We start from the raw sequence: 10477 nt of genomic DNA, 5'->3' as shown, positions 1-10477 counted from the left end.
CGCCCGATCAATTGAACGGCGAGATACAAGGGGTCCTCGACTTCGTGGCCGACGTGATGCAAGTGTTCCAGTTTCCTTTCGAGGTGGAGCTTTCCACCCGGCCAGAGAAGTCGATCGGTTCCGACGAAGATTGGGATCGGGCGACTTGGGCTTTGAAAAACGCCCTTGATGAAAAGGGACTGGCGTACGATATAAACGAAGGAGATGGGGCCTTTTACGGACCTAAAATCGATATCAAAATCCGGGACGCTCTGGACCGAAGCTGGCAGTGCGCAACCATTCAATGTGACTTCACGCTTCCAGACCGTTTTGACTTGCACTATGTGGGCTCGGACAATGAGCGTCATCGTCCCATCATGATCCACCGCGTGATTTTAGGATCTCTGGAACGGTTTCTCGGAGTGCTGATTGAACACTACGCCGGCGCCTTTCCGGTATGGCTTTCTCCTGTACAGGCGATTCTGCTTAATGTTACGGATCGTAACATTCCGTTTTTGGAGGATGCTTACAAGCGACTGACTTACGCCGGATTGCGCATCGAAAAGGATACTCGAAACGAAAAACTAGGATTCAAGATACGTGAGGCCCAGCTCAAGAAAATACCTTACATGCTGGTGGTGGGTGATCGGGAATCGGATTCCGGGACTCTTGCGCCCAGAACACGAGGCGGAGAACAGCTTGATCCCATGCCTTTGGACGAATTCATCAACATGTTGGTCAGGGAGAGCAAACCACCGGTGGTATCCCGGTAACTTTATCGTCGCCGGTTGCCCGGCGGGACCATCGAGTCAAATCCTCCGCAAACCGAATCCGAATACTGGAAATGTCGAAGTAAGCTCTTACGGGTTTACAAGTAACATTAACGTTTACGGGAGGGGACGGGCATAGCGAAGCAAAGGACGCGCGTTAATTTGGAAATTCGCGCAAAAGAAGTCCGTTTGATAGATTCAGACGGCACGCAAGTAGGGATCGTTCCAATGGAGACCGCGATGTCTGTAGCGGCTGAGCGCGGGCTCGATCTGGTGGAGGTGGCTCCCGAGGCGAAGCCGCCGGTCTGCAAAATCATGGACTACGGGAAGTACAAGTATGAGCAGGCCAAGCGGTCTCAGGTGGCGAAAAAGAAACAGACGGTAATCCAGGTCAAGGAAGTAAAATTCCGACCGAAGATTGAAGAACACGACTTCCTGTTCAAGGTACGAAACGTCAAGAAGTTTTTGGACCAGAAGAACCGGGTCAAAGTTACCATCATGTTTCGCGGCCGGGAGTTTTCTTTCACGGAATCGGGCTACGCTTTGTTGGGACGGGTGATAGAGGAACTCGGAGACCAGGTCGTTGTAGAACAACCACCCAAGATGGAGGGGAGGGCAATGGGTATGCTGTTGGCGCCCAAGACTTAAGTGTCTCCCGTTCCACATCTCGCCCGGATGTTCGCATAAGCCCCGGGCGAGAACAACTGTTCATTGAGACCGATTCGGTTCTGTCTCGGACTTTGCCGAACCTTCCGCACCGTACGGGTCTGTGCCGCCGGATCGGTTAGACCCGGACATTCTTCTCTATCCGTCTCAATTTTCGTTTAGAAATCAGGATACTTACGGATATCCGTTAGTTAAGTGGAGGACGATATGCCAAAATTGAAAACCCATCGCGGAGCCGCGAAACGATTGAAAGTTACAGGATCAGGTAGGATCAAGCGCACAAAGGCGTATGCCAGTCACATTCTGACCAAAAAGAATTCCAAGAGGAAAAGAAACTTGCGCAAGTCCGCCTTGGTTGACCACACCAACATGAAAGCTGTGCGCAAGCTGATTCCTTACGTCTGAGCCGTTGTGCGGGACGTTCGAAAAGATTGCGTTAAGGAGTATACGGTATGCCAAGAGTAAAGAGGGGCTTTAAGGCCCGCCAACGAAGAAACAAAATATTGAAACTGGCCAAAGGATCCAGAGGAGGCCGCAGCAAGTTGTTCCGGACCGCCGCAGAATCCGTGGATCGGGCGTTGAATTTCGCTTACCGGGACCGCCGCGTCCGCAAACGGGATTTCCGCGGCCTCTGGATAGCACGCATCAACGCGGCCGTACGGCCTGCAGGATTGAACTACAGTCAATTCATAGGTGCGCTGAAAAAGGCCGGCATCCAGCTCGACAGAAAAGTTTTGAGTGAATTGGCCATAAGCGATCCCAAGGCATTTGAACGTATCGTCGAGGAAGTTCGGTCCGCCGCGTGATGGGAAGTATTGGATCGCCCAGACACGTTAACGTTGGTGGAGCAAGTCCGGCCAAGGCGGAGAAACGACATTGAGAGAAGAGTTCGAACAACTGAGAGCGGTCGAGCTTTTGCGACTTCTCGGAGCCGCTGACACGGAAGCCCTGGAAACGATTCGCATCGAGATTTTCGGGCGCAAGGGAAAGCTGACTTCTCTTATGAAACAACTTGGAAGGGTCTCGGAGGAAGAGCGACCCGAGATGGGGAAGCTGGCCAACGTCGTCAAGAAGGAACTTGAGGCCGCTTTCGAAGAGGCCGAGACACGGCTGGCCCGGTCCCAATCGGCTTCCAAAGGCATGGTGGATGTTACCCTGCCGGGACGGATACCTCAGCGTGGAAAGCTCCACCCGATTTCGAGGGTCACCTGGGAAGTCTGCAATATATTGGAACGAATGGGTTTCGAGGTGGTTGAGGGTCCTGACATTGAAACCGACTATTACAATTTCGAATCGCTGAATATTCCCAAAGACCATCCGGCGAGGGAAATGCAGGACACGTTCTATATTTCCGACAATCTGCTCCTTCGCACCCACACTTCCCCCATGCAGGTCCGCGTCATGGAAAAGCAACGTCCGCCCGTGCGCATTGTCGCTCCGGGCAAGGTGTACCGAAGGGATTCGGACGTGAGCCACACCCCCATGTTTCATCAGGTGGAAGGCCTCCTGGTGGATAAGGGAGTCTCTTTCGGCGATTTGAAGGGTGTGCTGATTGCTTTTGTGCACGAAATGTTCGGTCCCGATGTGGGCGTCCGTTTCAGACCCAGTTTCTTCCCTTTCACCGAACCCAGCGCGGAAGTGGACATCCAATGCGTCCTGTGCAAGGGGGGTGGGTGCCGGCTTTGCTCTCAGACGGGCTGGCTGGAGATTCTGGGGTCCGGTATGGTGGACCCCAATGTGTACCGCTTTGTGGACTACGATGAAGAAGAGATCTCCGGTTTTGCATTTGGTATGGGCGTCGAGCGGATCGCCATGCTGAAGTATGGCATAGACGATATTCGGCTGTTTTTCGAAAACGATGTGCGTTTCCTGCATCAATTCTAAATCGTACACCGGCCCGCCGATTTTTCGGCAATAACAACGAAGATATGAACGCCTTCATCCGGTCACGAGCCATCGACACGAAAAGAACCGGACTCGATGGATTCCTCCGCCGATGGTCGGCGCAGACTTACAGAGAAGAAAAAGCCTAATGCAGATCAGTTTCAACTGGATCAAACAATACGTCGAGTTGGACGTGTCCGCCCATGAATTGGCGGACGCCCTGACCATGGCCGGTCTGGAAGTGGAGGGCGTGAGTAAGCGCTATCCGGATTTGGATCGGGTGGTGGTGGCGCGCATTCTCGAGATAATGCCTCACCCCAACGCGGACAAGCTTAGAATCTGCCGCGTGGACCTGGGTAATGAACGTCTGGACGTGGTATGCGGCGCTCCTAACATTGCCGAAGGGCAGCGGGTCCCCTTGGCTCTCGAAGGCGCCGTGTTGCCTTCCGGGGTTCGGGTGCGCAAGGCCCAGATTCGAGGCGTGAATTCCGCGGGTATGATCTGTTCCGAGGTCGAGTTGCAGGTAGGAGACGATGCTTCGGGGATCATGGTGCTCGATGCCGAAGCTCCTGAAGGAGTTCCTTTGGCCGAGGCGCTCTCTTTGAACGACTACATTCTCGAGGTGAGCGTGACGCCCAATCGTCCCGATTGCATGAACGCCCTCGGCCTGGCGCGCGAAGCAGCGGCTCTGTTCGGAAAACGGGTGCGGTATCCGGAAACCGGGGTTGTGGAATCGGGAGCTCCCATTTCAGATCAGACCTCCGTCACGTTAGAGGACCCGATCGGATGTCCGAGGTACTCGGCGCGATTGATCCGGAACATCCGTCTGGGACCTTCCCCCTTTTGGCTTCGACAAAAATTGATCTCCGCCGGTCTCAGGTCGATCAACAACATCGTGGATGTGACCAATTACGTGCTTATGGAGTTCGGACAGCCGCTGCATGCGTTCGATTTCAATCGTCTCGAAGAGCATCGGATTGTAGTCCGAAGCGCCGTCGCCGGAGAACGCTTCACCACGTTGGACGGACAGGAGAGAGAACTGCCGGATGGGGCGCTGATGATTTGTGACGGCAAGAAGCCGGTGGCCTTGGCCGGTATCATGGGCGGGCTCAATTCAGAAATCGAAGATTCCACACGGGACGTGCTCATCGAGAGCGCCTATTTCAATCCGGTGACCATCCGCCGCACGTCGAAGCGGCTGGGTCTGTCCACGGAAGCTTCCTACAGATTTGAGCGCGGTATTGATCCGGAAGGAACGGTTCGGGCTCTCGATCGTGCGACAAGGCTGTTGGTCGAGCTGGCTGGGGGTGAAGTGGCTCATGGCGCCATCGACGAGTACCCCGAGGTCATCCCTCGTCGGGTCATTCCGTTGCGCGTGGACCGAGCCAACCGTTTCCTGGGAACCGACGTATCCCAGGACGAGATGAAACGATGTCTGACCGCCATCGAGCTCGATGTGACGGATGACGGTCCCGGCCGCTTCCAAGTCTCCTGCCCCACGTTTCGGCCGGATCTCGAACGGGAAGTGGATCTGTGGGAAGAAGTGGCGAGGATTTATGGGTATAACGCCATCCCGGTAACCTACCCTCCGTCCTCTAGGGTATGTCGCCGGAGAGCCAAGGGGCGCCTGAATCGGATGAAAGCATTGACCGTGGCTCAGGGCGCCGGGTACACTGAGGTCGTCAACTACAGCTTCGTATCGCCCCGGTGGATCGAAAAGTGCCTTTTTGAAGAAAACGACTTCCGCAGGCGCTGCATCCCGATCCTGAATCCATTGAACGAAGAGCAGTCCGTTATGCGAACCACGCTTCTGCCAGGCCTTCTGACAAACGTGCAGCGCAACGTCGCGTTCAAAAACGAGGATCTGAAACTGCTTGAAGTGGGCAAAGTGTATTTTCCCGATGGCGCCGACACGCCCGCGGACGAAAGGTTCATGGTCTCGGGTGTCCATTCCGGGCTCCGGGAGCCGTTTTCCTGGCGCCGGCCGAATGATCGCGTAGATTTCCTGGACATCAAGGGTGCGGTAAGTCTGTTGCTCGAGGCATTCAGGGTATTCGACGCCGAGTTCGTGCCGCAAAGAGAGGACCCGCTGTTCGCGCTTGGAGAGTCGGCCCGGCTCCTCGTCCGGGGGACTGCGTTGGGCGTGCTGGGTCGAATGAGTGATCGGGTTCTCCATGAATTCGATATCTCTATGCCTTTGTACGCGTTCGAGCTGAATCTGGATCTGTTGTCGAGATATGCCGAGCCGGACATCAAGGCCCGTCCGTTGCCGAGATTTCCCTCCGTAGTCCGAGACCTGGCCGTCATCGTCCCCCAAGGCGCCAGTGCGGGGGACGTACGGAGCGTCATCTCGAACCACGCTCACAAGCAGTACGTGGAAGATATTCGGTTATTCGACGTGTATGAGGGCGATCAGATAGCAAAGGACGAGGTCAGTTTGGCGTTCCGGATCACGTATCGCGCCGAAGACAAGACGTTGAGTGACGAAATGGTTAACAAGTCACACGAGAAACTGATTCAGGCCGTATTGAAAGCGACCAACGGGCGGCTACGGATTTGACCATGACCAAAAAAGACCTGGTGGAAATGCTGCAGGCGAGGGTGGGCCTTCCGGCATCGCACATCGCTCCCATTCTTGAAACCATTCTCGAACTCACAAAAGAGGCGCTCGAACGGGGCGAACCGGTCAAGATATCCGGCTTCGGTCAGTTCTCGGCGAAGGAAAAGGCGGAAAGACTGGGGCGGAATCCCCGCACTGGAGAACGAATGATCATTCCGTCCCACAAGGTGCTTACCTTCAAACCCAGCAAGCTGTTGAAGAATAAAATCAATCAAGAGACCTGAGCCATATCCTTCGAGGCCTGACCATGCCATCCATTCCCGATAAGCGCTACTTTCGAATCGGGGAAGTCAGTAAGATCACGGGCCTGGAGCCTTATATACTCCGGTACTGGGAATCGGAATTCGACGAGATCCGGCCTCACCGTTCCAACAAGCAGCGCCTCTACAAGAAAAAGGACGTCGAGTTGATTCTTCGTATCAAGCAGCTCTTGTACGAAGAAAAGTTCACCATATCGGGGGCTCGGAAGAAAATTAGCGAAGAGGGGGGCCGGCAACTCGAGATGCCTTTCACCAAAAATGCGCTTCAAAAAGCCCTGGAAGAAATAGAACAGGAACTGATCGACATAAAACGATTGTTGGATTCGAAGTAACAGCGATCAACCGCGCAAGAAAGCCGCGTTTCATTCTCTTTTGCACCGTCACTATCCTTTTGCTACTCCGTCGTTATCATTCAGAATTTTCAGTCCGAAATAAACGTAATGCAGCCCGGAAACCGTGGTGAAAACCGTGGTCAGCCAAGACAATACAAACGGCAGAGTGGGTGAGAGGTCCGTAAACTGGGCCATCAGCACCAGGATCACGGTCGATATCTGGAAGACCGTGGTGGCCTTGCTGATGACGCTGGGCCGCATCATAAAGGTGCCCTTGAAAATGGTAACCACCAGCGCACCCATGGTGATGAGCACATCCCGGCTGATCACCACCACGGCCAGCCAGGTGGGAATGATCCCGATGGCTGCAAGTGCAATGTACGCCGTTGACAGCATCAGCTTGTCCGCGATGGGATCCAGGTAGCTGCCCAGAGTCGTCTTCTGTTTCAAAAGGCGGGCGATAAGTCCGTCCAGCCCGTCGGTTACCGCGGCCCCGATGAACACCAGGAAGGCGGAGAAGAAGTCGCCTTCGATCAAAAACAGGACAAAGATTGGCGTGAGGATGAACCGGACGGCGGTGATGGTGTTCGGTATGTTCAGAGGGAACGACATGAATGCTACCGCACGTTTTCCGCCGCCAGTATGGTGGCCACAATTCGCCGTTCGTCATCCTGACGCACGTTGAGCCGGAATCCGCTGAACGAGAGCGCGGAAAGACGGTGAGTGAGCGTTTCGGCGGAACCTTTGAATCCCACTTGCAGTTCGAATTCGGAGGGCACAATGGAGCGCAATTGAACGGACGCCACGTCCGGGACCCGGTTCCTGAGACCGTCGCGAACGCCCTCGAACTGCCCGAACGAGGTCACGTTTGCGATGATTACCCGATAGTCGGCAAGGGGTAGGGGCGCCTGGTCCTTCCTCCGTTCCTCTTCCGTCAAAAAAGCCCTCGCAAGGGCCGAAGCCAGATCCGCAGCGGCTTTCTCCTCCGCCACCGCTGGATCTTTCTCCGTGACTTCGACTTGTACAGTGGGATGATCGAGCAACATGGAGGACGAGACGTTCACCAGTTTGGCTTCGGCGGACCCTCGGCACACGTTGGAAAAAGCCTCGGTATCCGCGGCTTCACAAGAAAGATTCCAGGTGCAGAACAGCACCGCGTCGGCTTCCTTCTGGCGTCCCAGGTCCGCCCAGGTCAGAACCGACAGACGGCTGATGTCGTAATCGAACGTGCCGGTCTCCGTGAAACGATACCCGTTTCTAGAAAGCGTCTCGGCCACGGCCTGCCGAATGGCCGCCTGCCCCACAGTGGAGCCTTGAAGAAACACGAGGGCGGTTTTGGCCTCCTTCTGCGGGGCCACTTCAAATCCGGCCGCCCGTAGGGCGTCCTCCAAGTCTTTCCGTATCACGGAAACGGACAACAGGACGATGTAGATGTTCTTGGTCTGGTCCTGGGCCAGGACGCGGTACTCCTTGACCAGCCCCTGTCCGTACACCAGCACCAGCTCACCCAAGGTCTTCAAGCTCTTCGCCAGAGAATCGGTGGGGATCAAACGTTCGACCGCAAGCTGAACGGCCTTATTCAATCCCTGGTCCAGCGCCACGTTCCGGGCGGCGGCCAGATCCTGGTTCTGAATGGGCGCCGTACTGAGCACCGTTACTTCAACGACGTCCGTTCCGGGCGATGCTACCGCTCGAGCACAGAAGGCCGCCGCGAAACAGAAAGAAAAGATCCAAAATGCCGCTGCTACTGACGGTCGCCGCAAGTGTGTGGGCGCGACGGCCGTCTTCCTCTGTCTATCGTAAGGATTCAAAACCATAAGCCCCGTTGCATAGGTTGATAGCGCGAAACGCAATGTAACAAAAAGCCCAGGCAAACACAAGATCCGCTGCCGTCAAAATATCGCCGGCAGGATCGATGGGCGGTTCGATAGAAATTTCACGCGGAGGCCTTGACTGTCTTCCAACCGGACTTAACCTAAAACCAAAGACGACGCGATGCCGTAACATAGCGGATTTCGTGCGTAAACGAAACAAGCTGTTGTGCGTTGTGTCCGGCGAAAGCGCATTCTAGTTGTCCACAACCCGACCGGTTTGGATGCACGAGGAAGAAATCGTGGATCCTTGCTCAACATGATGTCTCTAATCGGTAGTAAGCTTAACATAACGCCGAAAAGGAGGGATTCAAATGGTACGATTCAGATGGAGAGATCCGTTTCTTGGCAGCTCGTTCGCGGACGTCGATCGATTGCGCAGGGAGATGAACCGTCTGTTCGACGTGTATCATCCGACAGAACGGCTTCCCTTCGGTACCGGGGTGTTTCCACTTGTGAACGTGTACATGGATCAGGATGCGGTGTATGTGACTTCCGAACTCCCCGGCATGGATCCAGCGGAAATCGACATATCCGTGCGCGGCGACAACCTCCTGTTGAAAGGCGAACGCAAAACGGAGGCCGAAGCCGTGGACGTGAGCTTTCACAGGAGGGAACGGCGCTCCGGAAGCTTCAACCGGGTTCTGGCGTTGCCCGATCGAGTGGACGCTGAGAAGGTCACAGCGGAATACAAGAACGGTATGCTGAAGATAACGCTGCCCAAGCAGGAGGAAGCCAAGCCGAGACGAATTCAAGTTAAAGTGAAATGACATCCGTGATAAGAGAACCAATCCCCAAAGAATCTGATGACGTGCGTGGCGTTATCCGCATCGCAATTTCAGTTTGCCCCGGGGACATTAGAGAGGGGCAGGAATTCGGGAGGTAGTTATCATGTCGGACAAGGAACTCGAAGTTCAGAAGAAACACGAACTGGAGACCGCGGCGGAATCCACGAAGGGAGGTCCCATCTTTGTTCCGAAAGTAGACATATTCGAGAACAAGGATGCATTGACCCTGGTAATCGATATGCCGGGCGTGCCCAACGACGGATTGCGAGTGAACCTGGAAAACAACGAGCTTTCAGTCTACGGAAAAGTGAACGTCGCAGCACCCGGCGAAGAAGTGTATTCCGAATTCACCATAGGCGACTACAGCAGAAGTTTTGTGGTTTCCGAATATATTGACCGTGAAAAGATTGACGCCAGCTTGAAGGATGGCGTTTTGCGGCTGCGGTTGCCCAAAGCCGAAGCCTTGAAACCCAGAAAGATCGCTATAAAAGCCGGATAAATCGAACCGTGGCCGGGTTTCCCCGGCCACATTCGTCCTGGTGAAATGCATTGAAGAAAGACTTTTATGCCATATTGGGCGTCAGCCGCGACGCAAATGGGGAATGTATTCGAAGGGCTTACAGAGAGCGGGTACGGGAGACGCACCCCGATGGCAAAAGCGACGAACCGATAGAAGCGTTCATCGAAGTCCAGGAAGCCTATGAAACACTCCGGGACCGATGCAAGCGAGCCGAGTACGACCGGTTTCTGGACCGCCTGCCCAAAGGCGCAACCCCGGACTACAGAAGACGGCCTTACCCCCGCTTTTCGTCCGACCCGGAAAGCTCGTATGTGAACGACCTGCTGAAGTTTTTCAGTTCGTGGGTCGACACCCCTCAGCCGGCGTTCTCCTCCAGGTCGGGAGACGAGGAGCTGTTCGCGGAACTGATACTATCCCCTCGGGAAGCCGAGCAGGGCGTGCGCATACCCGTCGAAATTCCCATTGCTGAAACGTGCGCCTCGTGCTTCGGGAGCCGCCGTTCCGGTTTCGGTTCTTGCCCGGACTGCATGGGGCGGGGACAGGTGGTTCATAACAAGGAAGTCATTCTTTCCATTCCTCCGGCCGTGAAAAACAACATGGAAATCCGTTTCCCCCTGGCCGGAGCGGGCATAGCGGGGCGCCTGCACTGCCTGATTCGGGTTCGATAGAGGCGGATTTGCCGTAGCGCCCTTCACCGAATGGGCCAAGGGGGGAATCAAAAAAACGGTTCGCGACTTGAAAGCGGTTGACACAAGCCCGGTTAGGTGGTACTTGAGGACCGCAGTTC

General features: G+C 55.1%; 13 protein-coding genes. 11 read left to right on the top strand and 2 right to left on the bottom strand.

The features are described from left to right. The 8 genes from HY788_15410 to HY788_15375 form a co-directional block, all read left to right on the top strand. Positions 1-752 (top strand): threonine--tRNA ligase (locus tag HY788_15410; GenBank protein MBI4775535.1); only part of this gene is annotated, 752 nt, incomplete at its 5' end. A 132-nt stretch (positions 753-884) separates the two neighbouring features. Further along, a complete protein-coding gene (locus tag HY788_15405) occupies positions 885-1397 on the top strand; it encodes a translation initiation factor IF-3 (protein MBI4775534.1) in 513 nt (170 codons plus the stop codon). 225 nt (positions 1398-1622) lie between these two features. Continuing rightward, positions 1623-1820, top strand: coding sequence for a 50S ribosomal protein L35 (gene rpmI / locus HY788_15400; GenBank protein ID MBI4775533.1), 198 nt, complete (start codon positions 1623-1625; stop codon positions 1818-1820). Between the two features lie 47 nt (positions 1821-1867). Further along, positions 1868-2221 carry a 50S ribosomal protein L20 gene (rplT, locus tag HY788_15395; GenBank protein MBI4775532.1) on the top strand — a complete coding sequence of 118 codons (354 nt, stop codon included), beginning with the start codon at positions 1868-1870 and terminating at the stop codon, positions 2219-2221. Between the two features lie 70 nt (positions 2222-2291). After that, positions 2292-3299: a phenylalanine--tRNA ligase subunit alpha gene (gene pheS / locus HY788_15390; GenBank protein MBI4775531.1), complete on the top strand. Its 1008-nt coding sequence runs from the start codon at positions 2292-2294 to the stop codon at positions 3297-3299. 148 nt (positions 3300-3447) lie between these two features. After that, entirely contained in the window at positions 3448-5859 is a 2412-nt protein-coding gene (locus HY788_15385) for a phenylalanine--tRNA ligase subunit beta (GenBank protein MBI4775530.1), read from the top strand. Between the two features lie 2 nt (positions 5860-5861). Further along, positions 5862-6143 (top strand): integration host factor subunit alpha, encoded by a 282-nt coding sequence (locus HY788_15380; protein ID MBI4775529.1) that lies wholly within the window; start codon positions 5862-5864, stop codon positions 6141-6143. Positions 6144-6166: 23 nt separating this feature from the next. Next, positions 6167-6511 carry a MerR family transcriptional regulator gene (locus HY788_15375; GenBank protein ID MBI4775528.1) on the top strand — a complete coding sequence of 115 codons (345 nt, stop codon included), beginning with the start codon at positions 6167-6169 and terminating at the stop codon, positions 6509-6511. Positions 6512-6562: 51 nt separating this feature from the next. Here HY788_15375 and HY788_15370 read toward each other — a convergent pair whose 3' ends face one another. Both HY788_15370 and HY788_15365 read right to left on the bottom strand, forming a co-directional pair. Continuing rightward, complete coding sequence (locus HY788_15370; GenBank protein ID MBI4775527.1) at positions 6563-7123, bottom strand: CDP-alcohol phosphatidyltransferase family protein; 561 nt, start codon at positions 7121-7123, stop codon at positions 6563-6565. Between the two features lie 5 nt (positions 7124-7128). Continuing rightward, positions 7129-8163 carry a hypothetical protein gene (locus tag HY788_15365; protein MBI4775526.1) on the bottom strand — a complete coding sequence of 345 codons (1035 nt, stop codon included), beginning with the start codon at positions 8161-8163 and terminating at the stop codon, positions 7129-7131. A 533-nt stretch (positions 8164-8696) separates the two neighbouring features. On the opposite strand from HY788_15365, the gene HY788_15360 reads away from it, so the two are divergent. From HY788_15360 to HY788_15350, 3 genes are all read left to right on the top strand, one after another. After that, on the top strand, positions 8697-9152 hold the full coding sequence (locus HY788_15360) for an Hsp20/alpha crystallin family protein (protein ID MBI4775525.1): 456 nt from the start codon (positions 8697-8699) through the stop codon (positions 9150-9152). Between the two features lie 121 nt (positions 9153-9273). Next, positions 9274-9669 carry an Hsp20/alpha crystallin family protein gene (locus HY788_15355; GenBank protein ID MBI4775524.1) on the top strand — a complete coding sequence of 132 codons (396 nt, stop codon included), beginning with the start codon at positions 9274-9276 and terminating at the stop codon, positions 9667-9669. A 50-nt stretch (positions 9670-9719) separates the two neighbouring features. Further along, the gene (locus HY788_15350) at positions 9720-10358 is read left to right on the top strand and encodes a DnaJ domain-containing protein (GenBank protein ID MBI4775523.1); all 639 of its coding nucleotides are present in this window, start codon (positions 9720-9722) and stop codon (positions 10356-10358) included. The last annotated feature ends 119 nt before the right edge of the window (positions 10359-10477 follow it).

Source organism: Deltaproteobacteria bacterium (assembly GCA_016208165.1).
Taxonomy (GTDB): domain Bacteria; phylum Desulfobacterota; class Desulfarculia; order JACQYL01; family JACQYL01; genus JACQYL01.
Note: the sequence above shows the minus strand (reverse complement) of the source record. Positions and strands in the feature narration are given on the sequence as shown.

What these genes read in the sequence shown, in the direction of transcription:
- rpmI (MBI4775533.1), top strand. Translation starts at nt 1,623, where the DNA reads ATGCCAAAATTGAAAACCCATCGCGGAGCCGCGAAACGATTGAAAGTT.
- rplT (MBI4775532.1), top strand. Translation starts at nt 1,868, where the DNA reads ATGCCAAGAGTAAAGAGGGGCTTTAAGGCCCGCCAACGAAGAAACAAA.
- HY788_15385 (MBI4775530.1), top strand. Translation starts at nt 3,448, where the DNA reads ATGCAGATCAGTTTCAACTGGATCAAACAATACGTCGAGTTGGACGTG.
- HY788_15380 (MBI4775529.1), top strand. Translation starts at nt 5,862, where the DNA reads ATGACCAAAAAAGACCTGGTGGAAATGCTGCAGGCGAGGGTGGGCCTT.
- HY788_15375 (MBI4775528.1), top strand. Translation starts at nt 6,167, where the DNA reads ATGCCATCCATTCCCGATAAGCGCTACTTTCGAATCGGGGAAGTCAGT.
- HY788_15370 (MBI4775527.1), bottom strand. Translation starts at nt 7,123, where the DNA reads ATGTCGTTCCCTCTGAACATACCGAACACCATCACCGCCGTCCGGTTC.
- HY788_15360 (MBI4775525.1), top strand. Translation starts at nt 8,697, where the DNA reads ATGGTACGATTCAGATGGAGAGATCCGTTTCTTGGCAGCTCGTTCGCG.
- HY788_15355 (MBI4775524.1), top strand. Translation starts at nt 9,274, where the DNA reads ATGTCGGACAAGGAACTCGAAGTTCAGAAGAAACACGAACTGGAGACC.